Genomic DNA, 25,603 nt, shown 5'->3' on the forward strand with positions numbered 1-25,603 from the left:
TCCGCACCCGTCGGATCAAAAGCAAGATGCGTTCCACAAGGCGCCGGGGAGCGGTGCCGGGGAACCACGATGAAGGCTGCACTCTCGACCCAGCTGGGCCAACAACTTCACCTCACCCCGCAGCTGCTGCAGTCGATCCGGCTGCTGCAGCTCGATGGCCTGCACCTGGAACAGGAAATCCAGCGCCTGCTGGACTCCAACCCGCTGCTGGAGATCGAAGAGGCCGAAGCCCCCGCCGCCGAGGCCACCGAGGCCAGCACCACCACGCTGGAGACGGCCGCGTTTGACGAGCTGCCGGAATCCTCGATGTGGGACGTGGCCGGCACCAGCTGGCAGGACGGCGACGACGATCGCATGGCGCGCATCGCCGCCGGTGAATCGACCGATCCGCAGCTGCGCGTGCTGCAGCGCCTGTCGCTGGACATGGACGACCGCGGGCTGGCCGTTGCTGCCTTCTGGCTGGACCACTGCGATGACGCCGGCTACCTGCAGGCGCCGCTGGGCCAGCTGCAGCTGCTGGCCAGCGCCCAGTTCGACATCGACGCCGACGGCGTGGAAGCGATCCGCCAGCAGCTGCTGCACGGCGAACCGGCCGGCATGGCAGCGCAGGACCTGCGCGAAGGCCTGCAGGCGCAGCTGCGCAGCCTGCACGGCGTGGTGGCTGCCCGTCATCTGGCCGCGCGCATCCTGGACGGCGCGCTCGATGCGCTGGCCGCGCATGACTACCCCGCCCTCGCCCGCCAGCACGACGCCGAGATCGACGACGTGCGCGAGGCGGTGCGCCTGATCCTCTCGCTGCAACCGCGCCCGGGCGACAGCCTGCTGCCCGAGCGCAACGCCGTGGTGGTGCCGGACGTGGTCGCCTGGCACGCCGACGCGCAGTGGAAGGTGGCGCTGAACCCGGCCACCAGCCGCCGCGTGTCGATCAACAGCCAGTACGAGCAGGCGCTGTCGGAGACGAGCGAAGCCGCCCCGGCCCTGCGCGAGATGCTGCAGGAAGCGCGCTGGTTCAGCCGCGGCCTGTCGATGCGCTACGACACCCTGCTGCGGACCGCGCGGGTGATCGTCGAGCGCCAGGCCGCTTTCCTGGTGCGTGGCGAGGAGGCCATGGCGCCGCTGACCCTGAAGGAAGTGGCCGAGGAAATCGGCATGCACGAGTCCACCGTCTCGCGCATCACCACCGGCAAATTCCTGCAGACCCCGCGCGGCACCTTCGAACTGAAGCATTTCTTCGCCGTGCGCCTGGAAGGCGCCAGCGTCTCCGGCCAGGCGGTCAAGGCCATGGTCCGCCGCCTGATCGACGCCGAACCGGCCGGCCGGCCGCTGGCCGATGAGGCCATTGCCGGCCTGCTCTCGCGCCAGGGGGTGAACATTGCCCGCCGAACCGTCGCAAAATACCGGGAACAACTGGACATCGCCCCGGCCCGTGAACGGCGCCGGCTCGGCGCCAGGCAACCGCAGCTGGCCCGGGTGGGCTGAAAAGGATGTTGGACATGAACAAGCTTACGGTCCTGCTGGTCGATGACCACGAGGGCTTCATCAACGCGGCGATGCGCCATTTCCGCAAGATCGACTGGCTGCAGATCGTCGGCAGCGCCGGCAACGGCCTGGAAGCGATCGAGCGCTCGGAAACGCTGCGCCCGAAGGTGGTACTGATGGACCTGGCCATGCCGGAAATGGGCGGCCTGCAGGCCACCCGCCTGATCAAGTCGCAGGACGACGCACCGTATATCGTGATCGCCAGCCACTTCGACGACGCCGAGCACCGCGAACACGCGCTGCGCGCCGGCGCCGACAATTTCGTCAGCAAGCTGTCCTACATCCAGGAAGTCATGCCGATCCTGGAAGGCCTCAGGGAGGATCGATCGTGAGCGAATCGCGCATCCTTGTACTGGACAACGACGCCGTGCGTGCCGAGCGCACCGTTGCCCTGCTGGAATTCATGGACTTCAACCCGCGCTGGGTCTCCGACGCGGCCGATTTCGACCTGGGCCGCCAGCGCCAGAACGACTGGATGGCGGTGATCGTCGGCAGCCTGGATGACAGCGCCGCCAGCACTGCGCTGTACCACTGGCTCGGCGGCAGCAGCCTGCCGCCGCCGGTGCTGCTGGCCGACGGCGATGCCGCTGCTTTCGCGCTGCAGCATGGCCTGCACGAGGCCAACATCTGGCCGCTGGAGACACCGCTGCGCCACGCCCAGATGGAAGCCCTGCTGCGTCGCGCCAGCCTCAAGCGCCTGGACGCCGAGCACCAGGCCGGCGCCGCGCAGGACCAGGGCCCGACCGGCAACGGCGCGGCCGTTACCGCGCTGCGCACGATGATCGAACAGGTCGCCGCCTTCGATACCACCGTGCTGGTGCTGGGCGAATCTGGTACCGGCAAGGAAGTGGTGTCGCGCGCCATCCACCAGCGCTCGCCGCGCCGTGACGGCCCGTTCGTGGCGATCAACTGCGGCGCCATTCCGGCCGACCTTCTGGAAAGCGAACTGTTCGGCCACGAGAAGGGCGCGTTCACCGGTGCGCTCACCGCGCGCAAGGGCCGTTTCGAAATGGCCGAGGGCGGCACCCTGCTGCTCGACGAAATCGGCGACATGAGCCTGCCGATGCAGGTCAAGCTGCTGCGCGTGCTGCAGGAGCGCAGCTTCGAACGCGTGGGTGGCAACCAGACCATCCGCTGCAACGTGCGCGTCGTCGCCGCGACCCACCGCGACCTGGAAACGCGCATTGCCGAAGGCAAGTTCCGCGAGGATCTGTTCTACCGCCTCAACGTGTTCCCGATCGACGTGCCGGCCCTGCGCGAACGCCGCGAGGACCTGCCGGCGCTGGTGGAAACCATCGCCGCGCAGCTGGCGCGTACCGGCCGTGGCGAAGTGCGCTTCACCGCCGAGGCGCTTCAGGCCCTGGCCGGTTACGAATGGCCGGGCAACGTACGCGAGCTGACCAACCTGGTCGAGCGCCTGGCAGTGCTGCACCCGGGTGGCTCGGTGCGCGTGCAGGACCTGCCGGCCCGCTACCGGGGCGACGCCGCGCTGGCGGCAGTCGCCGCACCGGCACCGGTGCAGTCCGTCGCCAGCGAAGAGCGCCTGGACCTGCGCAGCTTCTCGTTCCATACCCCGGGCAGCGGCAACCAGCCGGCGCTGGAGCATGGCATCGCCGTCAATCGTGTGGCAGCACCGGCCGCCCTGCCCGACGAAGGCATGGACCTGCGCAACCACATGGCCAACATCGAACTGGGCCTGATCAACGAAGCACTGGAACGCACCCAGGGCGTGGTCGCCCACGCCGCCCAGCTGCTCGGCCTGCGCCGCACCACCCTGGTGGAAAAGCTGCGCAAGTACGGCATTGAACGCGAGCAGGCCGAACTGGCCGGCTGAACCGCGTTTCCAGCATGAAGGGGGCACGAACGCCTGGGCTTGCCCAGGCGTTGATGTTTGTGGCGCCGAAGATCCACGCGCTACCTGCGTGCCCGATGCATTTGCACATTTTCCTAAAGACAACGCCGCCGCAATGCGGAGCATGGCAAGGACATCCCAAGGAGGTCCCACCATGCATCGCCTCACCCTGCTCGCCACCCTGCTCTTCCCGGTCGTGGCCACTGCCGCCGATTGCAGCCTGCCCACCACTTTGGATCAACGCCAGTTCACCAACCTCAGCGATCCACTGTACGCACCGGACAACCCCAATGCCGGGCGCATGGTGCAGGTCAGCTTCGCCGGCAACCAGTACGTGCTGGACATCCTCGGCACCGATCTGCGCATCGGCGGCAGCTACCGCTACCAGCGCCTGGCCCCGCACATCGCCGAGATCCAGATGACCGAAGCCCACCCGGCTGGCCCTGCCCGCTACACCCTGCTGCTGACCTGCCTGGGCGACCGCCAGGGCCGCTTCATCTACACCCAGCACGACGGCCCCATCGCACCGCGCCAGCGCCAGAATTCCGGCCACTGGACCCTGCAGCCCTAGGCCAGAAAACCGACGCCGGTTAAATGGCGCCATCAATGGTGGTCAGCGCCCGTGCCGGCCAAATCGTGTCGACCAAGGTCGACACCCACCAACAGCAGCAGGAAACTGTCGAAGGCGGGGTGGGTCCGGTTGCGGGGGCGTGAGCGCCATGGATGGCGCGACCGAGCCTCCATGGGTGACGGCGCTTTGCTTGCGAAGCACTGCTTCGCAAACGCCCGAACGCACAGCCGCCAGCGGCTGGGCCGGACCCCGGAGGGGGATTCACGGCGTCCCCCGCAACCGGACCCACCCCGCCACCCCTCAGCACACCAGCTTCTGCCGTTGCTGTTGAAGTTGCCGGCCAGCGGCCGGCACTACCGCGGGTGCAGGGCGCAGCCCTGCCAGCACACCCACACCCTCACGACACTGAATCGAAAACCGGTTTCGGCACGGCACTTGCACAAGCTCCAGCAGACAACCCCATCCCTGTTTCTGGAACCGTTGCAGATGTCCCACTCCGTCACTTCGATCCTTTCCCAGATCCGCTCCTACCAGACCCAGGTGGGACAGTCCGCGGCGCTCAACCCGCTGGCCGAAGCGCCGCGTAGCAATGCCCTGCCGGGCACGGTGCTGGATGCGCCGCAGGTCCAGCCCGCCAGCTTCACCGAAACCCTGCGCGGAGCGATTGCCGGCGTCAACGATGCGCAACAGAAGTCCGGCGCCCTGGCCAAGGCCTTCGAAATGGGTGACCCCAGTGCCGACCTGGCCAAGGTGATGGTCGCCTCGCAGCAGTCCCAGATCGCCTTCCGCGCCACCGTGGAAGTCCGCAACCGTCTCGTCCAGGCTTACCAGGACGTGATGAACATGCCGCTGTAAGGAACGTTGACGCATGGCACTGACGCTCTCCAAGGACAGCCTGAACGCCGAGAAGGCCGGGCAATGGTTCGACCGCCTGCAGAGTCTGCAGATCACCCGTCGGCTGGGCCTGATGGCGATGATCGCGGTGGCGGTGGCGGCAGGCCTGTCCGTGTTCTTCTGGTCGCAGAAGCCGGGCATGGTCCCGCTGTATACCGGCCTGGACCAGAAGGCGACCGCTGAAGCGACCGACCTGCTGCGAGCCGCGCAGATTCCGTTCGCGCTCGACCCGGCCACCGGTGGCATCACCGTGCCGGAAAAGAACCTGCACGACGCCCGCCTGAAGCTGGCCGGATCGGGCCTGACCGACAGCGGCAAGCTCGGCTTCGAGCTGATGGAACGCGACCCCGGCTTCGGCGTCAGCCAGTTCGTGGAAAGCGCGCGCTACCAGCACGCGCTGGAAACCGAACTGTCGCGCACCATCAACACGCTGCGCCCGGTGCGCGATTCGCGCGTGCACCTGGCCATTCCCAAGCCCAGCGCCTTTACCCGCCAGCGTGACGTGGCCAGCGCCTCGGTAACGCTGGAGCTGCGTGGCGGGCAGCAGCTGGAACGCAGCCAGGTCGACGCAATCGTGCACATGGTCGCGGCCAGCATCCCGGACCTTGCGCCTGAACGGGTGACCGTGGTCGACCAGAGCGGCCGCATGCTCAGCGTCAGCGATCCGAACAGCGAGGCTGCGGTCAACGCCGCCCAGTTCGAGCAGGTGCGCCGCCAGGAAACCTCGTTCAACCAGCGCATCCGCGAACTGCTGGAACCGATGACCGGCCCCGGCCGGGTCAACCCGGAAGTGAGCGTGGACATGGATTTCTCGGTGACCGAGGAAGCCCGTGAGCTCTACAACGGTGAGCCGCAGAAGCTGCGCAGCGAGCAGATGAGCGAGAACAGCACCACCACGCCGGGCCCGCAGGGCGTGCCGGGTGCGACCAGCAACAGCCCGCCGGGCCAGCAGGCCGCACCGGCCACCGCGCAGGCGCCGACCGAAAGCAGCAAGAACGCGACCCGCAACTACGAGCTGGACCGCACCCTGCAGCACACCCGCCAGCCGGCCGGCCGCATCAAGCGCGTCTCGGTGGCGGTGCTGGTGGACAACGTGCCGCGCGCCGGTGCCAACGGCAAGGTTGCGCCGCAGCCGCTGTCGGCCGCCGAACTGACCCGCGTCGAAGCGCTGGTCAAGCAGGCGGTCGGTTTCAACGCCGAGCGTGGCGACACCGTGTCGGTGATGAACGCCCCGTTCGTGCGTGACACCACGCCGGTCGAAGGCCCGGCCTGGTGGGAACTGCCGTGGGTGCACGATGCCGGCCGCATGCTGCTGGGCGCGGTGGTGGTTCTGGCGCTGCTGTTCGGCGTGCTGCGCCCGGCGCTGCGCGCGATCACCGGCCAGAAGAAGAACGACGAGCAGGCACTGGAGCCGCATACCGCGGACGTGCAGCTGGTGGATGACGATGGCATGCCGCTGCCGGCGCTGGGCGCCGACCGGGCCAGCCTGGGCGGGCCGGATGCACTGGCCCTGCCGGTGGATTCATATGAGGAACGACTGCGGATGGCGCGTGAAGCCGTGAAGACCGACTCCAAGCGCGTGGCCCAGGTGGTCAAGGGCTGGGTGGCCAATGACTGAGGCACAACTGACCGGTGTGCAGCGCGCGGCGGTACTGCTGCTGTCCCTGGGTGAGCTGGACGCGGCCGAGGTGCTGCGCCACATGGAACCCAAGGAAGTGCAGAAGATCGGCATCGCCATGGCCACCATGACCGACATCACCCGCGAGCAGGTGGAACGGGTGATGGACCAGTTCGGCCAGGAGCTGGGCTCGAAAACCTCGCTGGGCGTGGGCTCGGACGACTACATCCGCAACATGCTGGTGCAGGCGCTGGGCAGCGAGAAGGCCGGCAACCTGATCGACCGCATCCTGCTCGGCCGCAACACCACCGGCCTGGATGCGCTGAAGTGGATGGATCCGCGTGCGGTGGCCGACCTGGTGCGCAACGAGCACCCGCAGATCATCGCCATCGTGATGGCCCACCTGGAAACCGACCAGGCCGCCGATGCGCTGAAGCTGCTGCCCGACCGTACCCGCGTGGACGTGCTGCTGCGCATTGCCACCCTCGACGGTATTCCGCCGAACGCGCTGAATGAACTCAACGAGATCATGGAGCGCCAGTTCGCCGGCAACCAGAACCTGAAGTCGTCCAACATCGGCGGCGTGCAGTGCGCGGCCAACATCCTGAACTTCATGGACAGCGGCCAGGACCAGGCGATCCTGGGCGAGATCGCCCGTATCGACGCACCGCTGAGCAACCGCATCCAGGACCTGATGTTCGTATTCGACGATCTGGTCGACCTGGACGACCGCGAGATGCAGCTGGTGCTGCGCGAAGTGAGCGGCGAGCGCCTGGGCCTGGCCCTGCGCGGTGCCGACATCAAGGTGCGCGACAAGATCACCCGCAACATGTCGCAGCGCGCGGCGGAAATCCTGCTGGAAGACATGGAGGCCCGTGGCCCGGTGCGCCTGTCCGACGTGGAAGGCGCGCAGCGCGAGATCCTGGCCATCGTCAAGCGCATGGCCGATGAAGGCACTGTCACCATCGGTGGCAGCGCGGAGGCCATGCTGTGAGCAACGTCGTGCGCTGGCTTGCCCCGGACCTGCTGGCCCAGCCCGAACCGGCGCGGGCCCAGGAGGATGTGTTCGAACTCACCGAGCCGGACCCGGAACACGAACCGGAGCCGCCGCTGCAGCTGCCGACCCTGGAGGAAATCCAGGCGATCCAGGACAGCGCCGAGAAGGAAGGCTTCCAGCACGGCCATACCGAAGGCTATGGCCAGGGCCAGGCCGAGGTGCGACGCCTCGCCGCGCAGATCGAGGGCATCCTCGACAACTTCAGCCGGCCGCTGGTGCGGCTGGAAAACGAAGTCGTCGGCGCGCTGGGCGAGCTGGCGGTGCGTATCGCCGGTGCGCTGGTCGGTCGTGCCTACGAGGCCGAGCCGGCGCTGCTCGCGCAGCTGGTCGGTGAAGCGATCGATGCCGTGGGTGGCAGTACCCGCGAGGTGGAAGTCCGCCTGCACCCGGACGACATTGCCGCCCTCGCCCCGCTGTTGAACCTGTCGCCGCAGCAGCGCCTGGTACCGGATACCAGCCTCAGTCGTGGCGACCTGCGCGTGCACGCCGAAGCCGTGCGCATCGACGGCACCCTGGAAGCGCGCCTGCGCGGTGCGCTGGATGCGGTGATCCGCCAGACCGGAGCAACCGCATGAGCCCGGAATCGCAAGCCGCGCCACAACCGGCGGCGCAGCCGGCCGATTGGGCCGTGGCCCGCAACCTGCGCCTGGCCAGCCGTCTCGACGGCCTGCGCGTGGACACCGCGCATGGTCGCGGGCTGATCCGCGAAGGCGTGCTGCGCCGCGCGGTCGGCCTGACCCTGGAAGCGGTCGGCTGCGAGGCGCCACTGGGCGCCAGCTGCAAGGTCGAAGTGGTCGATGGCGGCTGGGTCGATGCCGAAGTGGTCGGCTTTGCCGGCGAACGTACCTACCTGATGCCCAGTGCCGAACTGCACGGCCTGCTGCCCAACGCGCGGGTGGTGCCCTCGGCGCGCCGTGGCGGCGTGGCAGTGGGCGAAGGCCTGCTCGGCCGCGTGATCGACAGCGACGGCGTACCGCTGGACGGCAAGGGCCCGATCCGCGCCGAAGGGCATGTCGGCATGGCCGGCGTGTCGATCAATCCGCTGGCGCGCGAACCGATCACCCAGCCGTTGGACGTCGGCGTGCGCGCGATCAATGCGCTGCTGCCGATTGGCCGCGGCCAGCGTGTCGGCCTGTTCGCTGGCTCCGGCGTCGGCAAGTCGACGCTGCTGGGCATGATGACCCGCTACACCGCCGCCGACGTGATCGTGGTTGGCCTGATCGGCGAGCGCGGCCGCGAAGTGCGCGATTTCGTCGAGACCACGCTGGGCGAGGAAGGCCTGCGCCGCGCGGTGGTGGTCGCCAGCCCCGCCGATCGGCCGCCGCTGGCACGCCTGCACGGCGCCTACCGCGCCACCGCCATCGCCGAGTGGTTCCGCGACCAGGGCTTGAACGTGCTGCTGCTGATGGACTCGCTGACCCGCTTCGCGCAGGCGCAGCGCGAGATCGGCCTGTCGGTGGGCGAACCACCAACCACCCGCGGCTACCCGCCGTCGGTGTTCGCCAAGCTGCCAGCGCTGGTTGAACGCGCGGGCAACGGTGCCAAGGGCCGCGGCTCGATCACCGCGTTCTACACGGTGCTGACCGAGGGCGACGATCCGCAGGATCCGATCGCCGATGCGGCGCGCGCGATCCTCGACGGCCACATCCTGCTGTCGCGCCGCGTCGCCGACAGTGGCCTGTACCCGGCCATCGACGTCGAATCGTCGGTCAGCCGCGTGGTCACGGAAATCGCCGACGAGCCGTGGCGCCTGCGCATCCGCAAGCTGAAGCGGCTGGTGTCGGCCTACTCGGCCAACCGCGACCTGATCGCCATCGGTGCCTATCAGCGCGGCAACGACGCCGCGACCGACGAAGCCCTGGAACGTTGGCCGGAAATCATGGAGTTCCTCGGCCAGGACGTTGCCAAGGCCGCAGATCTCCCGCACAGCCAGGCGGCGCTGCAGCGCCTGGTGGAACAAGAGAGCTAAGCCATGAACCAGTCCAAGCGCATCGATCCCCTGCTCAAGCGGGCCCAGGAACACGAGGACGCGGTGGCCCGCGATCTCGCCGAACGCCAGCGCGCGCTCGATACCCATCTATCGCGACTGGACGAACTGCGCCGTTATGCCGAGGAGTACGCCAACGCCCAGATGGCGGCGACCAGCCCGGCGCAACTGCTCAACCGTCGCGCCTTCCTCGACCGCCTCGACAGCGCGGTGGAGCAGCAGCAGCGCACCGTCGACGGCAACCGCGAGAAAGTGGAAGCCGAGCGGGCGCGACTGATCCTGGCCAGCCGCGACAAGGCCGTACTGGAGCAGCTGGCCGCCAGCTACCGCGCGCAGGAGAAAGTGGTGACCGACCGCCGCGACCAGCGCGAGATGGATGACATCGGCGCGCGCCGGGCGCGGCTGGTGCAGGCCGAAGACCAGGACGGTGCCGAGCAGGGAGGCCGCGCGTGATGCCCGCTCCACTCAGCGGCAGCGCCAGCGCCCAGCCGCAGGGCTCCGGCAATGGTGCCGCGCGCACCCCGCGCAGCGACAGCAACAAGGAATTCAGCCAGCTGCTGCAGGGAGGCGCGCCGGCTGCCGATGCGCCCGCCCGGGCGTCGAGCGCGCCGGCACCCACCACCCCGCAGGGTCCAGCGTCGGACAGCAGGGGTCAGGCTGGCAGCGAGCGCAACCCGGACACTGCCGCCGCACCCGAGGACACCGCGGCCGTGGTGCCTGCAGTACCGGCCAAGCCCCTTGCCGAGAAGGACGCACCGGCTGCAACCGAGGAAGCGCCCTGGCCGCCGCTGGGCCTGGCCGGGCTGGTGCTGGCGGTACCGCTTCCCGCCGATCCTGCCGCTGCCCTGCCCGCCGCTGCGGTTGTGCCGGCCACCGACACAGACGGCGTTGCCCTGCCTGCCACAGCTGCACAATCGGCCGCTGCGGTTGTGCCGGCCGCTACCACACCGGCTGCCGCCGCCACCGAAGGCAAGGCCAACGCCGCGTCCGGCACCGAGCAGGCGACCACGCTGCCACTGCCTGAGATGCTGCTGCCCGGAAAACGCAGCGAGCGTAGTGAAGACGGCGACGCGCCCCTGATCGGCGAGCGCACCGCGGCGCCCCTGCTGCACGCCCCGGCCAACGCCGCGGTGCAGGACCTGAAGGCCGCACTCGCTGCTGGCAACGCGATCTTCAACGGCGAGCCGACGCCGAAGCCGGTGCTCGGTGATGATGGCTTCGACCAGGCCATCGGCGCGCGGCTGGGCTGGCTGGCCGACCAGAAGATCGGCCACGCCCACATCCGGCTGAGCCCGGATGACATGGGCCCGGTCGATGTGCGCCTGCAGTTGAATGGCGACAAGGTGCATGCCAGCTTCAGCAGCCCGCATGTGGACGTGCGCCAGGCCCTGGAAAACAGCCTGCCGCGCCTGCGCGAGCTGCTCGGCGAGCAGGGCTTCCAGCTGGCCCACGCCGATGTCGGCCACCAGGCCCCCGGTGGTGACGGCAATGCGTCGGGACCATCCGGTGGCGGCGGGCTGGCCGGTGACGGAGAACCGACGCCGGGCGACGCCAGCGTCTCCCCCGCCCAGTTGATCCGCCAGCGCGGGTTGCTGGACGCCTATGCCTGACAGGCGTGCCAACCAAGGTTGGCACCCACCAGAGCGGAGCGGTTGGCACCCACCGACACAGGTATCCGACGGAATTCCGTCGCACCCCTCCACCCGCCCTTCGGCACGCCCCTTGCATATCCCGGTGAAGCAACCCTCAGGAGCTTCACCCCGTGGCCGCAGCCGCTGAAAAAACCAAGAAGACCGCCGAGAAGGACAAGACCGCCAAGCCGCGTAGTCCGATCCTGATCACCGCACTGGTGGCCGTACTGGCCGCCGCAGCCGCCGGTGGTGGCGTCTGGTTCTTCACCCAGTCCAAGCACGAAGAGAAGGCCGCGCAGGCGCCGAAGAAGACCACCACGCCCGCCCCCGCCCAGTACTTCGCGCTGGACCCCGCCTTCGTGGTCAACCTCAACGGCCCGGTCGACGGCCCGCGCTACCTGCAGCTGGAAGTGCAGCTGATGACCCGCGACCCGGCCGCGCTGGAGGCGATCAAGACCCACGCCCCGGCCATCCGGGCGCGCCTGCTGATGCTGTTCTCGCAGGTCAGCCCCGACCAGATCGCCGATATCGCCGGCAAGCAGAAGCTGCAGGCCGCCTCGCTCGCCGAAGTGCAGAAGGTGCTCAAAGCCGAGACCGGCAGCAACGGCGCCGACGATCTGCTGTTCACCAGCTTCGTGACCCAGTAAGGGCCCACCGATGAATGACCTGCTGTCCCAGGATGAGATCGATGCCCTGCTCCACGGCGTGGACAGTGGCGCGGTCGAGACCGATCCGGAACCGCCGTCAGGCGAGGCACGTTCGTACGACTTCGCCAGCCAGGACCGCATCATCCGCGGTCGCATGCCGACCCTGGAAATGGTCCACGAGCGCTTCGCGCGCCTGTGGCGGATCGGCCTGTTCAACCTGATCCGCCGCTCGGCCGAGCTGTCGGTGCGCGGCATCGAGCTGATCAAGTTCAACGACTACATGCACTCGCTGTATGTGCCGACCAACCTGAACCTGATCCGCTTCAAGCCGCTGCGCGGCACCGGCCTGATCGTGTTCGAGCCGACCCTGGTGTTCGCCATCGTCGACAACTTCTTCGGCGGCGACGGGCGCTACCCGACGCGCATCGAGGGCCGCGAGTTCACCGCCACCGAAATGCGGGTGATCCACCTGCTGCTGAAGCAGACCTTCGCCGACCTGCGCGAGGCCTGGGCACCGGTGATGGACGTCGACTTCGAGTACATCAACTCGGAGATCAACCCGCACTTCGCCAACATCGTGACCCCGCGGGAATACGTGGTGGTGTGCCGCCTGCACGTGGAACTGGACGGTGGCGGCGGCGACATCCACGTCACCCTGCCGTACTCGATGCTGGAGCCGATCCGCGAACTGCTCGACGCGGGCATCCAGAGCGACCGCAACGACCGCGACGAGAGCTGGGGCCAGACCCTGCGCGAGCAGCTCAACATCGCCGAGGTGACGCTGTCCAGCGTGCTGGCCAGCAAGCGCATGACCCTGCGCGACCTGACCCGGCTGAAGGTTGGTGATGTGCTGCCGATCGAGCTGAATCCGCAGGTGCCGCTGTGCGTGGAGAACATCCCGGTGTTCACCGGCGAGTTCGGCATCGCCAACGGCATGAACGCCGTGAAGATCACCGCTACCCATCCGCCGGGCACCCGTCCGCGCGTACCCGTCACCCAGGAAGACCCGCAATGAACGATATCGACGCCCTCGAACCGACCCCGGCCCAGTTCAGCAGCCTGCAGGCCGATGAGGCGAACGGTCCCGACCTGAACCTGGACGTGATTCTCGACGTGCCGGTGACCCTGTCGCTGGAAGTCGGTCGCGCCCGCCTGCCGATCCGCAACCTGCTGCAGCTCAACCAGGGCTCGGTGGTGGAACTGGAACGCGGCGCCGGCGAATCGCTGGATGTGTTCGTCAACGGCACCCTGATCGCCCACGGCGAAGTGGTGGTGATCAATGACCGCTTCGGCGTGCGCCTGACCGACGTGGTCAGCCCGAGCGAGCGGATCCGGAGACTGCGTTGAGCCTGCTGGCCTCCACCCTGCTGGCGGTCGGCAAGACCGCCGCGCCGATTGGCCCGCAGGTCGGCCAGCACGCGGCCGCCGCACCGAGCCTGTTCGGTGCGGTGCTGGCGCTGCTGGCGGTGCTGGCCCTGGTCATCGGCCTGGGCTGGCTGCTCAAGCGCCTGCCCGGCAGCGGCTTCCGCCCGGCCGAAGGCATGAAGCTGGTGGCCAGCCTGAGCGTCGGTGCCAAGGAACGCGTGGTGGTGGTGGAGGTCAACGGCCAGCAGCTGCTGCTGGGCGTGACCGCCGGTGGCATCAATACCCTGCACACCCTGCCCGAACCGCTGCCGCCGCCGGCACCGGTGCGCGTGCCGGATTTCAAGAACCTGCCGAATTTCGCCCAGCTGCTGCAGCAGCGGCTGCGCAAGGACCCCTGACATGCGTGTCACCCGTACCCGTGTTGCCACCCTGATGCCGTGGCTGCTGTTGCTTGCCCTGTGCCTGTTGCCGGCACTGGCGTTCGCCGCGCCCGGCGCGCCGACCACGCCGCTGCCGGACATCAACGTCGGCAAGATCGGCGGTGCGCCGGTCAGCCTGCCGCTGCAGACCCTGCTGCTGATGACGGCGATCACCCTGATCCCGTCGATGCTGCTGGTACTGACCTCGTTCACCCGCATCATCATCGTGCTGGGCCTGCTGCGCCAGGCACTGGGCACCGGGCAGACGCCATCCAACCAGGTGCTACTGGGGCTGGCCCTGTTCCTCACCGCGATGGTGATGATGCCGACCTGGGACAAGGCCTGGAGTGCCGGCATGGCGCCCTACCTCAACGGTGAGATCGACTTCCAGGCCGCGTGGACACTGACCACCACACCGCTGCGTGGCTTCATGCTGGCGCAGATCCGCGAGACCGACCTGATGACCTTCGCCGGCATCGCCGGGCACGGTACCTATGCCAGCCCCGACGCGATCCCGTTCCCGGTGCTGGTGGCCTCGTTCGTCACCAGCGAGCTGAAGACCGCCTTCGAGATCGGCTTCCTGATCTTCATCCCGTTCGTGATCATCGACCTGGTCGTGGCCAGCGTGCTGATGTCGATGGGCATGATGATGCTGTCGCCGATGCTGGTGTCGGCCCCGTTCAAGATCCTGCTGTTCGTGCTGGTCGATGGCTGGGTGCTGACCGTGGGCACCTTGGCGGCCAGCTTCAATCCGGCCTGATATCCGTCGTAAAGCGCAGTCGAGCATGGCTCGACTCTACATGAGCGTCGCCGGGCAGCGCCCGGCGCTACCGATGGAAAGACGATGTCTCCCGAACTTGCCTTGACCGAACTGCGTGGCGGCCTGATCACCGTGTTGTGGGTGGCCGGCCCGTTGCTGCTTACCGTGCTGGTGGTGGGCGTGGTGGTCGGTGTCGTGCAGGCCGCGACCCAGCTGAACGAACCGACCATCGCCTTCGTCGCCAAGGCGGCGGCACTGACAGCCGTGCTGTTCGCCCTCGGCAGCCTGCTGATCGGCCACCTGGTTGAATTCACCACGCTGCTGTTCCAGCGCATTCCGCACCTGATCGGCTAGGACGCGCAACTCGATGGATGCCGCCACCCAGATGGCCGCCGACGGCCTGCAGGCCTTCGGCATGATCGGCACCGTGCTGTGGACCATGCTGCGTATCGGTGCGGTGGCCATGGCGATGCCGATGGTTGGAACCCGCGCAGTACCGGCGCGGGTCCGCGTGGTGCTGGCCGGCACCCTGGCCATCGCGCTGGCGCCACTGTTGCCGCCCGTACCCGAGTGGACCGGCTTCGATGCCGCCACCGTGCTGACCGTCGCCCGTGAACTGGCGATCGGCGTGGCCATCGGCATCCTGCTGCGGCTGGTGTTCGAGGCCGGCGCGATGGCCGGCGAACTGATCGCCCAGGGCACCGGCCTGGCCTTCGCGCAGATGAGCGACCCATTGCGCGGCGGCACCTCGGGCGTGATCGGCCAGTGGTTCTACCTGCTGTTCGGCCTGCTGTTCTTCACTGCCAACGGCCACCTGGCCTTGATCTCGCTGGTGGTGGACAGCTACCGGGCGCTGCCGATCGGCGCTCCGCTGCCGGACCCGCACGCGTTCTTCAGCATCGCCCCGACCTTCCTGCTGACCGTGCTGCGTGGCGCGCTGACCCTGGCGATTCCGCTGACAGTGGCAATGCTGGCGGTGAACCTGGCCTTCGGCGTGCTGGCCCGCGCCGCGCCGGCGCTGAACCCGATCCAGCTCGGCCTGCCGGTCTCGCTGCTGCTGGGCCTGTTCCTGCTGGCCCTGCTGGCCGGGGAAATGGGCCCACCGGTACAGCGCCTGTTCGACGCCGCCTTCCAGGCTGCGGACGCGGTCACACGCTGACCCGGTCATCACGTTTTGCCGCTTGCCCTTCCCCCGGGTCTGCGCGTTAGAGTGAATGCGTGGCGTCCAGGGGGGACGCCACGATCGGCCAGCGTTCCGCGCCGGCCCGCCTCATGCATGCCCCACCGTGGTTTCCGTCGACAGGCAGGTCCGGGAGACTGACGAATGCTGGTAGGCACGTACAACCCGTGGCTGGTGGCGATCTCGTTGCTGGTTGCCGTGATGGCCTCGTACACCGCGCTGGCGATGGCCGGGCGCACGGTCACCGCACCCGGCAAGGGCGCCGCATGGTGGTGGCGGCTCGGCGGCGGCTTCGCCATGGGCCTGGGCATCTGGTCGATGCACTTCATCGGCATGCTCGCCTTCAACCTGCCCATTCCGCTCGGCTACGACCTGCCGATCACCCTGCTTTCGCTCGCTCTGGCCATTGCCTCGTCAGTGTTCGCGCTGTGGCTGGTCTCGCTGCGCACCCTGCCGCATCCGCGGCTGGCCGGTGGTGCGCTGCTGATGGGCACCGGCATTGCTGGCATGCATTACGTTGGCATGGCCGCCATGCGCATGCGCCCGGGCATCGAATACGACCCCGGTTGGCTGCTGTTCTCGCTGATGGTGGCGGTCGCCGCCTCGTGGACCGCGCTGTACGTGGCATTCCGCCTGCGCGCGCAGCGCACGCGGGTGGGTGATCGGCTGGCCGCGGCCGGCCTGCTCGGGCTGGCCATCGTCGGCATGCACTACACCGGCATGGCCGCCGCACGCTTCCCGGAAGGCAGCGTCTGCGGCGCGGCGGTGGGCGACGGGCTGCAGAGCGAATGGTTGGCGATGCTGGTGGTGGTGCTGACCGTGGCCATCCTGGCCGTCGTGCTGGTGGTGTCGTGGCTGGATCAGCGCGTGGAAGCGCAGCTGCTGCGCCTGCGCAATTCACTGCTGAGCACCTCGCTGACCGACGCCCAGCAGGAACTGACCCAGGCCGCGCTGCACGACCCCCTGACCCGCCTGCCCAACCGCCTGCTGCTGCAACGGCGCATCGTGCAGGCGCTGGCCGAGGCCGAACAGGGCGGCAACCGCTTCGCGGTGATGTTCATGGACCTGGACGGGTTCAAGCAGGTCAACGATGCCTATGGCCACCAGGCCGGTGATGCCCTGCTGGTGGCGGTGGCGGAGCGAACGCGCCAGCTGTTGCGGCCGCACGACATGCTGGCACGGCTGGGCGGCGATGAATTCGTGCTGGTGGTGCGCATCGAGCACGACGAGGACCTGCCGACCCTGGCCCGTCGCATCCTTCAGGCGGTGGGCAGCGGCCCGCTGCTGCCCGACAACGAACTGCAGGTGACCGCCAGCATCGGCGTGGCGATCTGCCCCGACCACGCCGCAAGCGAGCGCCAGCTGATGGCCTTCGCCGATGCAGCGATGTACCAGGCCAAGGAATCAGGGCGCAACGCCTTCGTGCTGTTCGCCGACTGGATGAACGACAGCGCCGAGCAGCAGTTCCGCCTGCTGGCCGACCTGCGCCGGGCGATCGGCAGCGATCAGCTGTTCCTGAACTACCAGCCGAAGATCCGCGTGGCCACGCAGAAGGTGGCCGGCGCCGAGGCGCTGATCCGCTGGCGCCATCCCGAGCATGGCCTGATTCCGCCGGATCGCTTCATCCGCCTGGCCGAACGCAGCGGCGCGATCAACGACATCGGCCGCTGGGCGCTGGACCAGGCCTGCCAGCAGCTGCGGCGCTGGCACGACGCCGGCCACGAAGGCTGGTCGATGTCGGTGAACCTGTCGCCGGTACAGTTCAGTTCGCCGCATCTGCTGCAGGACGTGCGCTCGGTGATCGAACGCCACGCCATCGCGCCCCGCCATCTGGTGCTGGAGATCACCGAAAGCACGGTGATGCGCGATACCGACACCAGCCTGCGCCTGCTGCAGGCGCTGTCGGCGCTCGGCGTCGGCATTTCCATCGACGACTTCGGCACCGGCTATTCCAGCCTGCTGTACCTGAAGCGGCTGCCGGCCACCGAGATCAAGATCGACCACGCCTTCGTGCGCGACCTGGAGCACAGCGCTGAGGACGTGGTGATCGTCTCGGCGATCGTGGCGCTGGGCCACGCACTGGACATGGACATCGTGGCCGAAGGGGTGGAGACCGCTGCCCAGCGCGCCTACCTGGAACGATTGGGCTGCGACTACCTGCAGGGCTACCTGCTCGGTCGCCCGGTCGATGCCGCCCGCTTCATGCAGCTGCACGACCTGCCCCGGCCACGGGTGGAACTGGCGCAGAGCCCGCCGACCCAGCATCCACCCGGGTAACTCCGGGCTGCACGCCTGCGGGGTACGGCCTGGTGCTGCCCGCACCTGCCCTGGCAGGTGCCCATCCTGGTTGGCACCTGAACCCGTCACGGAACAGTTCTTGCACGCACCCCGGCATCCCCTGCCGCAGTGCCCGTGATGTCCGAGAACGAATCCGCCGGCGAAAAGACCGAACAACCCACCGAAAAACGCCTGCGCGACGCCCGTGAACAGGGCAACCTGCCGCGCTCGCGCGAACTCGGCACGGCCGCCGTGTTCGGCGCCGGCGTGCTGGCGGTGATGGCCATGAGCGGCTCGATCGGCCGCGGCGCGACCGCCTGGATGAAGCATGCGCTCAGCCCGGAACAGAGCCTGCGGCAGAACCCGAAGGAACTGTTCGGCCACTTCGGCGACCTGCTGCTGCAGTTCCTGCTGGTGATCGCGCCGCTGGTGCTGGTCTGCCTGCTGGCCAGCTTCGTCGCGCCGCTGGTGATGGGCGGCCTGCGCTGGTCGCAGAAGGCATTGCTGCCCGACATCAACCGGCTGAACCCGATGAGCGGGCTCAAGCGCCTGTATGGCCCGGAGGCCATCGCCGAGTTCACCAAATCGCTGCTGCGCGTGGCCTTCGTCGGCGTCGCCGCTGGCCTGGTGGTGTGGACCGGCTTCGATACCCTGCGCGGGTTGATCCACCACCCGCTGGAGACCGCCATCACCGACGGCCTCGGCTTCACCCTGCGGCTGCTGCTGGCCACCGCCGGCGCGATGCTGGTGCTGGCCGCCATCGATGCCCCGTACCAGCGCTGGAACTGGATGCGCAAGCTGAAGATGACCCGTGAAGAGCTGCGCCGGGAAATGAAGGAAAGCGAGGGCAGCCCGGAGGTGAAGGGGCGCATCCGCCAGCTGCAGCAGCAGATGGCCAACCGCCGGATGATGGAAGCGGTGCCCACTGCCGACGTGGTGGTGGTCAACCCGACCCACTACGCGGTGGCCCTGAAGTACGAAGGCGGCGCCATGAACGCCCCCACCGTGGTCGCCCTGGGCGTGGACGAGACCGCCCTGCGCATCCGTGAAGTGGCCGACGGCAACAAGGTCGCGATCGTCTCTGCCCCGCCTTTGGCACGCGCCTTGTATCGGGAAGGCCAACTCGGAAAGGAAATCCCCGTGAGACTGTATTCGGCCGTCGCCCAGGTCCTGTCCTACGTCTACCAGCTGCGCTCCTGGCGCACTGGGCCGATGCCGGACGCCCCGCACATCCAGGTGGATGAATTCGGCAAGGGAGGCCGCCCGTGAGCGCCCAGCCTTCCTCCGGCTTCAACACCCGCCGCGCCCTGGAAATGATCCGCCAGGGACTTGGCGCGCCGCTGATCGTGCTGGCCCTGCTGGCCATGGTCGTGGTGCCGCTGGCCGCGCCGGTGCTCGATGCACTGTTCACCTTCAACATCGCCATCTCGCTGATGGTGCTGCTGGCGGTGGTCTACGTGAAGCGCCCGCTGGACTTCACCATCTTCCCGATCGTGCTGCTGATCACCACCATGCTGCGGCTGGCGCTGAACGTGGCCTCCACCCGCGTGATCCTGCTCAACGGCCAGAACGGCCATGACGCCGCGGGCAAGGTCATTGCCGCGTTCGGCGAGTTCGTGATCGGCGGCAACTACGCGGTCGGCATCGTGGTGTTCGCGATCCTGACCATCATCAACTTCGTGGTCATCACCAAGGGCGCCGGCCGCGTCTCGGAAGTGACCGCGCGCTTCATCCTGGACGCGATGCCCGGCAAGCAGATGGCCATCGACGCCGACCTCAACGCCGGATTGCTGACGCGTGAAGAGGCCAAGGCGCGCCGCGAGGAAGTCCGCGAGGAAGCCGACTTCTACGGCGCGATGGACGGTGCCAGCAAGTTCATCCGCGGCGACGCCATCGCCGGCATCCTGATCCTGTTCATCAACATGCTCGGCGGCCTGGCCGTGGGCGTGATGCAGCACGGCATGCCGTTCGGCCAGGCGGCCGCCACCTATACCCTGCTGTCGATCGGTGACGGCCTGGTGGCGCAGCTGCCGGCGCTGCTGGTGTCCAGTGCGGTGGCGATGCTGGTCACCCGCGCCTCGCGTTCGCAGGACATGGCCCAGGCCATGACCGGCCAGGTGTTCGGCCAGTACCGCGCGCTGGCGATCACCGCCGGCATCCTCGGCCTGGTCGGGCTGGTGCCGGGCATGCCCAACGTCGCTTTCCTGACGCTGGCGGCGATCCTCGGCTTCATCGCCTGGAAGCTGTACCGCAAGGAGAAGGCACCGGCAGCCAATGCGGCGGCCGCGGGCGGCGACGCGGCCGCGCTCAATGCACTGGGCCGCCCGGCCGCACCGGCACCGACCGCCGAACTGAGCTGGGACGAGCTGCGCCCGGTCGATCCGCTGGGCCTGGAGGTCGGCTACCGGCTGATCCCGCTGGTGGATGCCAACCAGGGCGGCGAGCTGATGGCGCGGATCAAGGGCGTGCGCCGCAAGCTGACCCAGGATGTCGGCTTCCTGATCCCCTCGGTACACATCCGCGACAACCTGGAACTGCCGGCCAACGGCTACCGCGTGCTGGTGCATGGCGTGCCGGTGGCCACCGCCGAGATCCATCCCGACCGCGAGCTGGCGCTGGACCCTGGCAGCGCGCTGGGCGCACTGGAGGGCATTGCCGGCAAGGACCCTGCGTTCGGCCTGGATGCCACCTGGATCCAGCCGCACCAGCGTGCCCAGGCCGAAACGCTGGGCTACACGGTGGTCGATCCGGCCACGGTGGTCGCCACCCACCTGTCGCACCTGATCCGCGAGCACGCGCCGGAACTGCTCGGCCACGAGGAAGTGCAGCACCTGCTGGCCAACCTGGCCAAGAGCGCGCCCAAGCTCGTCGAAGATCTGACGCCGAAGGCGCTGCCGCTGTCGGCGGTGGTGCGCGTGCTGCAGAACCTGCTGGTGGAACGCATTCCGATCCGCCAGCTGCGCAAGATCGCCGAAGCGCTGGTCGAGCATGCGCCCAGCAGCCAGGACCCGGCCGTGCTGACCGCCGCGGTGCGCACTGCGCTGGGCCGCTTCATCGTGCAGGAGATCGCCGGAATGTCGGCGGAGCTGCCGGTGTTCACCCTCAACCCGCAATTGGAACGTGTCTTGCAGGAGTCCACGCAGGGCAACGGCGCCGCGCTGGAACCCGGACTCGCTGAGCGACTGCACCAGAGCCTGGCCGAATGTGTCAGCAAGCAGGAAGCCCGCAACGAGCCCGCGGTCGTGCTGGTACCCGGCCCGGTGCGCGCCGCGCTGGCCCGCCTGGTCCGCCACAGCGTTCCGTCGCTGTCGGTCCTGGCCTACAGCGAGGTGCCGGAAGACAAGCGCCTGAAGCTGGTCGGAACGATCAGCTGACGCCGCCCTTCGATGCGCCAGAAAACAGACACCACCTTCGAACCAACGCAACAGACAGACACCAAGGGGAACCCGCACCGTGCAGACCACCGACCACCCGAGTTCCCCGACCGCCACTCCGCCGTCTTCGTCCCGTGACCACAGCATGAAAATCAAACGATTCGTCGCCGCCGACATGCGCTCGGCCATGAACCTGGTGCGCAAGGAACATGGTCCTGACGCCGTGATCCTGTCCAACCGCCGGATCGAGGAAGGCATCGAGATCGTCGCCGCCGCCAACTACGACGAGAGCGCCGTGCAGCGTGCACTGGAAGCCTCGCGCCGCGACGTGGCCCCGCCGCCGGCGCCCAAGCCGCGTACCGCCGCCGATGCGGTGATCGCCGCGGTTACCCGCCGCCGCAGCAGCACCCCGGCACCGGAACCGGTGGCCGCCACCACCTCGGCCGTCGCTGCCCTCGCCCGTGCGGCCGTCGGCGCCACCGGCCGCACCCTGGACAGCGCCGACGAAATCGTGCCGACCCGCGGCAGCACCGGCTTCGCCGCCACGCTGGCACGCGCCGCCGTCAACGAACCGGCGCTGCCGGAGCAGATCTTCGCCCCGTTCGCCGAAACCATCGTCGCGCCGGCCGCACCGGCCAACCGCGCCCGCTTCCCGATCGACCCGCCGCACGAGGCGCATCACGAAAGTCCGGCGCCGGCCGTACAGCCGCCGCCGCTGCCGACCGCTGCCGTGGCCGTGACCGACGTGCAGCCCGGCATCGCCGCCAGCGAACCGGCAGCGGTGGACGCCGACGACGAAGCCAGCCCGGCCCCGGTGCTGGCCCCGGCCCCGACGCTGACGGTGGTCGCCCCGGACGACGCCGAGATCCGCCAGCTGCGCCACGAAGTGGCCGGCATGCGCCAGGTGATCGAGCGCGAGATGAACCGCTTCACCGACGAGCGCCTGCGCGGCTGCCCGGTACGCGCCACCGCGCTGGACCTGATGGACGAATACGGCTTCGACGCCGGCCTGGCCCGCGACGTGGCCATGCAGATCCCGCTGGAGACCGAAGCGCACCGTGGCCGCGGCCTGATGCTGGGGCTGATCTCGCGCAAGCTGCCGATCGCTCCGGTCGACCCGCTGGAAGAAGGCGGCGTGATCGCCCTGGTCGGCCCGACCGGCGCCGGCAAGACCACCACCATCGCCAAGCTCGCCTCGCGCTTCGCCGAGAAGCACGCCCCGCGTGACGTCGCCCTGGTGACCACCGATACCACCCGCATCGGCGCCCGCGAGCAGCTGTACGGCTACGGCCGCCAGCTCGGCATCGCCGTGCACGAGGCCAACAGCGGCACCGACCTGGACCAGCTGCTGGAACGCCTGAAGGACTACAAGCTGGTGCTGATCGACACCGCCGGCCTGGGCCCGCGCGACCGTGCACTGGCCGCCCAGCTGCAGTGGCTGCGCGCCGCCCGCCAGGTCCGCACCCTGCTGGTGCTGCCAGCCAACACCAGCTTCGGTGACATGGACGAGGTGGTCCGCCGCTTCGGCGCCGCCAACCCGCAGGGGTTGGTACTGAGCAAGCTGGACGAGACCGGCCGCTTCGGCAACGCCCTGTCGGTGGCCGTCGACCACTCCCTGCCGATCACCTGGGTGACCGATGGCCAGGATGTTCCGGAGGACCTGCACCGGGCCAGCGCAGCCAATCTTGTACTTCGCCTTGAAGATTTGCGCCGAGCGGCCGATATGCCCTGCAACCCGGAGTTGAACCATGCCGTCGCGTGAGTACGCCAAGCTGACCAAGACCTTCCCGCTGTCGGCCACCCGCAGCGAGCCGCTCGGCCCTGTGCGCACCATTGCCGTCACCGGCGGCAAGGGCGGCGTGGGCAAGACCAACGTCTCGGCCAACCTGGCCGTGGCACTGGCCGGCATGGGCAAGCGCACGCTGCTGCTGGACGCCGACCTCGGCCTGGCCAACATCGACGTGATCCTGGGGCTGAACCCCACCTTCACGCTGGCCGACCTGGTCGCCGGCCGCTGCTCGCTGGAAGACGTCATCGTCGAAGGCCCGAACGGCGTGCTGGTGGTCCCGGCCGCGTCCGGCCGCCGGCACATGGCCGAGCTGGCCCCGGCCGAGCATGTCGGCCTGGTCAACGTGTTCTCCGAACTGGAACGCGAGCTGGACATCATGGTGGTGGACACCGCCGCCGGCATCACCGACGGCGTTCTGACCTTCTGCCAGGCCGCGCAGGACACCGTGGTGGTGGTCTGCGACGAGCCGGCCTCGATCACCGACGCCTACGCACTGATCAAGGTGCTGTCGCGCGAACGCGGCGTGGACCGCATCCAGGTGGTGGCCAACATGGTGCGCGACCCCAACGAGGGCCGCGTGCTGTACGAGAAGCTGACCCGCGTCTGCGAGAAATTCCTCGCCGATGTCTCGCTGAACTACCTGGGCTGCGTGCCGCAGGATGACTGGCTGCGCCTGTCGGTGCAGCGCCAGCAGCCGGTGGTGAAGGCCTACCCGTCCAGCCCGGCGGCGCTGGCGATCACCGAGATCGCCCGCCGCACCGCACGCTGGCAGGCGCCGACCGAACCGCGCGGCGGCGTCGAGTTCTTCCTCGAACGCATCCTCAAGCAACGTGGGGTGGCGGCATGAAAGGCGCAGCCCAGTACCGGGAGGTCCAGCGCTCGGCCGCCAACGAGGTGATCGCCCAGCACTCGGACCTGGTGCGGCGCATCGCCCACCACCTTGCCGCACGCCTGCCGGCCAGCGTCGAAGTCGACGACCTGATCCAGGCCGGCATGATGGGCCTGATCGAGGCCTCGCGCAGCTACGACGCCGACCAGGGCGCCTCGTTCGAGACCTACGCCTCGATCCGCATCCGCGGCTCGATGATCGATGAAATCCGGCGGGGCGACTGGGTGCCGCGCTCGGTGCACCGCCGCGCCCGCGACGCCGCCGCCACCATCCGCCGGCTCGAGCAGAGCAGTGGCCGTGCCGCCAGCGCTACCGAAGTGGCTGCCGCGATGGAGATGCCGCTGCCCGAATACCTGCGGCTGATGGAAGACGCCGCGCGTGGCCAGGTGCTGAGCCTGGAGTCGCGCATCGAGGACCAGGGCGAGCTGGACACCGTCGCCCAAGGCGGCCCGACCCCGCAGCAGGTGCTGGAGCGCGGCGAGTTCGGCCGCGAGCTGGGCAAGGCCATCGGCCATCTGCCCGAGCGCGAACAGCTGGTGCTCTCGCTCTATTACGAGCAGGAACTGAACCTGAAGGAGATCGGCGCGGTGCTCGGCGTGAGCGAGTCGCGGGTCTGCCAGATCCACGGCCAGGCCGTGCTGCGCCTGCGTGGCCGGCTGAAAATCTTCGAGGCGGCGGACGCCGGCCTGGAAGAATGAACATCCCCGAGGCGGCTGCCCCCGGCCGCCCGGAATGAACAACAAAGGAACTCTGCTTTGAACAAGAACATGCGCATCCTGATCGTCGACGACTTCTCGACCATGCGTCGAATCGTCAAGAACCTGCTGGGCGATCTGGGCTTCACCAATACCGCCGAAGCCGAGGACGGGCATGCTGCGCTGTCGCTGCTGCAGAGCCAGCCGTTCGATTTCGTGGTCACCGACTGGAACATGCCGGTGATGACCGGCATCGAGCTGCTCAAGGCGATCCGTGCCGATGCCAAGCTGAAGACCCTGCCGGTGCTGATGGTCACCGCCGAAGCCAAGCGCGAGCAGATCATCGAAGCCGCCCAGAGCGGCGTGAACGGCTACATCATCAAGCCGTTCACCGCGCAGACCCTGGAAGAAAAGCTGGGCAAGATCTTCGAACGCCTGGCGGCCAGCGCCTGATGGACACCACGGTCGACCGCAATGCCCTCGCCCTGCGCCTGCAGGAAGCCCTGGACGCACTGGAGTCCGGTGACGAGGCCGCCTGGCGGCAGCGCATCGACGGACTGGTCGCGCTGCGCACGCAGCCGATGATGAGCGGCCTTTCGCGGCTGGCCCGCGAACTGGGACAGGCGCTGGGTGAACTGCCGACCGTACCCAGCGAAGCCGGTGAGCTCGATGACGCCTGCGCGCGCCTGGACCACGTGGTGGCAATGACCGAACAGGCCACGCACCGCACCCTCGACCTGGCCGAGGAATGCCGCAGCCTGACCGAACAACTGCGCGCCGAAGGCCTGCAGCCTGGCCAGGATGCGCAGCTTGAGCGCATCCGCCACAACCTCACCGAGATCGCCCTGACCCAGAGCTACCAGGACCTGACCGGGCAGATCATCCGTCGCGTGGTCGGCATCGTCCGCCGCGTGCACGAAGGCTTCGGCGCGCTCGGCCTGCCGCCGGAACAGCATCGCACCGACCCGGAACTGGCCGGGCCGGCACTGAAGGGACTGGACCGCCACGCGGTCTCGCAGAACGACGCCGACGACCTGTTGTCGGACCTGGGGCTGTAAG

At 68.7% G+C, this 25,603-nt stretch carries 26 protein-coding genes; all 26 read left to right on the forward strand.

Annotation, left to right across the window (positions count from 1 at the left end):
• The first annotated feature begins 69 nt into the window (after positions 1–69).
• The 26 genes from rpoN to N7590_RS09480 all read left to right on the forward strand — a co-directional run bounded on the left by rpoN (position 70) and on the right by N7590_RS09480 (position 25,602).
• Positions 70–1,479, forward strand: a complete 1,410-nt coding sequence (gene rpoN, locus N7590_RS09355) for an RNA polymerase factor sigma-54 (protein WP_164240898.1) — start codon at positions 70–72, stop codon at positions 1,477–1,479.
• Positions 1,480–1,493: 14 nt separating this feature from the next.
• Positions 1,494–1,871 (forward strand): response regulator transcription factor, encoded by a 378-nt coding sequence (locus N7590_RS09360; protein ID WP_164240899.1) that lies wholly within the window; start codon positions 1,494–1,496, stop codon positions 1,869–1,871.
• Positions 1,868–3,373, forward strand: coding sequence for a sigma-54 dependent transcriptional regulator (locus tag N7590_RS09365; RefSeq protein ID WP_164240900.1), 1,506 nt, complete (start codon positions 1,868–1,870; stop codon positions 3,371–3,373). The genes N7590_RS09360 and N7590_RS09365 overlap by 4 nt, the downstream gene beginning before the upstream one ends.
• Positions 3,374–3,545: 172 nt before the next feature.
• Positions 3,546–3,962 carry a hypothetical protein gene (locus N7590_RS09370; RefSeq protein WP_053511013.1) on the forward strand — a complete coding sequence of 139 codons (417 nt, stop codon included), beginning with the start codon at positions 3,546–3,548 and terminating at the stop codon, positions 3,960–3,962.
• Between the two features lie 486 nt (positions 3,963–4,448).
• A complete protein-coding gene (fliE, locus tag N7590_RS09375) occupies positions 4,449–4,817 on the forward strand; it encodes a flagellar hook-basal body complex protein FliE (RefSeq protein ID WP_006443488.1) in 369 nt (122 codons plus the stop codon).
• Between the two features lie 13 nt (positions 4,818–4,830).
• Positions 4,831–6,474 carry a flagellar basal-body MS-ring/collar protein FliF gene (fliF, locus tag N7590_RS09380; protein ID WP_008266228.1) on the forward strand — a complete coding sequence of 548 codons (1,644 nt, stop codon included), beginning with the start codon at positions 4,831–4,833 and terminating at the stop codon, positions 6,472–6,474.
• 7 nt (positions 6,475–6,481) lie between these two features.
• Entirely contained in the window at positions 6,482–7,468 is a 987-nt protein-coding gene (fliG, locus tag N7590_RS09385; protein WP_024958226.1) for a flagellar motor switch protein FliG, read from the forward strand.
• On the forward strand, positions 7,465–8,106 hold the full coding sequence (locus N7590_RS09390) for a FliH/SctL family protein (RefSeq protein WP_049456082.1): 642 nt from the start codon (positions 7,465–7,467) through the stop codon (positions 8,104–8,106). The genes fliG and N7590_RS09390 overlap by 4 nt, the downstream gene beginning before the upstream one ends.
• The gene (locus N7590_RS09395) at positions 8,103–9,500 is read left to right on the forward strand and encodes a FliI/YscN family ATPase (RefSeq protein WP_053511015.1); all 1,398 of its coding nucleotides are present in this window, start codon (positions 8,103–8,105) and stop codon (positions 9,498–9,500) included. The genes N7590_RS09390 and N7590_RS09395 overlap by 4 nt, the downstream gene beginning before the upstream one ends.
• Positions 9,501–9,503: 3 nt before the next feature.
• The gene (gene fliJ, locus N7590_RS09400) at positions 9,504–9,971 is read left to right on the forward strand and encodes a flagellar export protein FliJ (protein WP_279935374.1); all 468 of its coding nucleotides are present in this window, start codon (positions 9,504–9,506) and stop codon (positions 9,969–9,971) included.
• Positions 9,971–11,128 carry a flagellar hook-length control protein FliK gene (locus N7590_RS09405; RefSeq protein WP_053511017.1) on the forward strand — a complete coding sequence of 386 codons (1,158 nt, stop codon included), beginning with the start codon at positions 9,971–9,973 and terminating at the stop codon, positions 11,126–11,128. The genes fliJ and N7590_RS09405 overlap by 1 nt, the downstream gene beginning before the upstream one ends.
• A 152-nt stretch (positions 11,129–11,280) precedes the next feature.
• A complete protein-coding gene (locus tag N7590_RS09410; RefSeq protein WP_053449671.1) occupies positions 11,281–11,796 on the forward strand; it encodes a flagellar basal body-associated FliL family protein in 516 nt (171 codons plus the stop codon).
• 10 nt (positions 11,797–11,806) lie between these two features.
• On the forward strand, positions 11,807–12,811 hold the full coding sequence (fliM, locus tag N7590_RS09415) for a flagellar motor switch protein FliM (protein WP_164241655.1): 1,005 nt from the start codon (positions 11,807–11,809) through the stop codon (positions 12,809–12,811).
• A complete protein-coding gene (fliN, locus tag N7590_RS09420; RefSeq protein WP_005409543.1) occupies positions 12,808–13,143 on the forward strand; it encodes a flagellar motor switch protein FliN in 336 nt (111 codons plus the stop codon). The genes fliM and fliN overlap by 4 nt, the downstream gene beginning before the upstream one ends.
• A complete protein-coding gene (gene fliO / locus N7590_RS09425) occupies positions 13,140–13,559 on the forward strand; it encodes a flagellar biosynthetic protein FliO (protein WP_008266130.1) in 420 nt (139 codons plus the stop codon). The genes fliN and fliO overlap by 4 nt, the downstream gene beginning before the upstream one ends.
• Position 13,560: 1 nt before the next feature.
• Entirely contained in the window at positions 13,561–14,340 is a 780-nt protein-coding gene (gene fliP / locus N7590_RS09430; protein ID WP_164241654.1) for a flagellar type III secretion system pore protein FliP, read from the forward strand.
• 84 nt (positions 14,341–14,424) lie between these two features.
• Positions 14,425–14,694: a flagellar biosynthetic protein FliQ gene (locus N7590_RS09435; RefSeq protein ID WP_005413254.1), complete on the forward strand. Its 270-nt coding sequence runs from the start codon at positions 14,425–14,427 to the stop codon at positions 14,692–14,694.
• A gap of 13 nt (positions 14,695–14,707) precedes the next feature.
• Positions 14,708–15,499, forward strand: a complete 792-nt coding sequence (fliR, locus tag N7590_RS09440; RefSeq protein ID WP_279935375.1) for a flagellar biosynthetic protein FliR — start codon at positions 14,708–14,710, stop codon at positions 15,497–15,499.
• A gap of 165 nt (positions 15,500–15,664) precedes the next feature.
• Positions 15,665–17,797, forward strand: coding sequence for a bifunctional diguanylate cyclase/phosphodiesterase (locus tag N7590_RS09445; protein ID WP_133934587.1), 2,133 nt, complete (start codon positions 15,665–15,667; stop codon positions 17,795–17,797).
• A gap of 138 nt (positions 17,798–17,935) precedes the next feature.
• Positions 17,936–19,066, forward strand: coding sequence for a flagellar biosynthesis protein FlhB (gene flhB, locus N7590_RS09450; RefSeq protein WP_006443036.1), 1,131 nt, complete (start codon positions 17,936–17,938; stop codon positions 19,064–19,066).
• Between the two features lie 44 nt (positions 19,067–19,110).
• A complete protein-coding gene (gene flhA / locus N7590_RS09455; RefSeq protein WP_180878096.1) occupies positions 19,111–21,171 on the forward strand; it encodes a flagellar biosynthesis protein FlhA in 2,061 nt (686 codons plus the stop codon).
• 145 nt (positions 21,172–21,316) lie between these two features.
• Positions 21,317–22,933, forward strand: a complete 1,617-nt coding sequence (gene flhF / locus N7590_RS09460) for a flagellar biosynthesis protein FlhF (protein ID WP_279935376.1) — start codon at positions 21,317–21,319, stop codon at positions 22,931–22,933.
• Positions 22,920–23,807, forward strand: a complete 888-nt coding sequence (locus N7590_RS09465; RefSeq protein WP_008267550.1) for a MinD/ParA family protein — start codon at positions 22,920–22,922, stop codon at positions 23,805–23,807. Before flhF ends, N7590_RS09465 begins: the two co-directional genes overlap by 14 nt.
• Positions 23,804–24,547, forward strand: coding sequence for an RNA polymerase sigma factor FliA (locus N7590_RS09470; RefSeq protein WP_005413248.1), 744 nt, complete (start codon positions 23,804–23,806; stop codon positions 24,545–24,547). The genes N7590_RS09465 and N7590_RS09470 overlap by 4 nt, the downstream gene beginning before the upstream one ends.
• A 57-nt stretch (positions 24,548–24,604) precedes the next feature.
• Entirely contained in the window at positions 24,605–24,997 is a 393-nt protein-coding gene (gene cheY, locus N7590_RS09475; protein WP_006365466.1) for a chemotaxis response regulator CheY, read from the forward strand.
• The gene (locus tag N7590_RS09480; RefSeq protein WP_049465790.1) at positions 24,997–25,602 is read left to right on the forward strand and encodes a protein phosphatase CheZ; all 606 of its coding nucleotides are present in this window, start codon (positions 24,997–24,999) and stop codon (positions 25,600–25,602) included. Before cheY ends, N7590_RS09480 begins: the two co-directional genes overlap by 1 nt.
• The last annotated feature ends 1 nt before the right edge of the window (position 25,603 follow it).

It is taken from the genome of Stenotrophomonas sp. GD04024 (assembly GCF_029837545.1).
GTDB lineage: Bacteria > Pseudomonadota > Gammaproteobacteria > Xanthomonadales > Xanthomonadaceae > Stenotrophomonas > Stenotrophomonas forensis.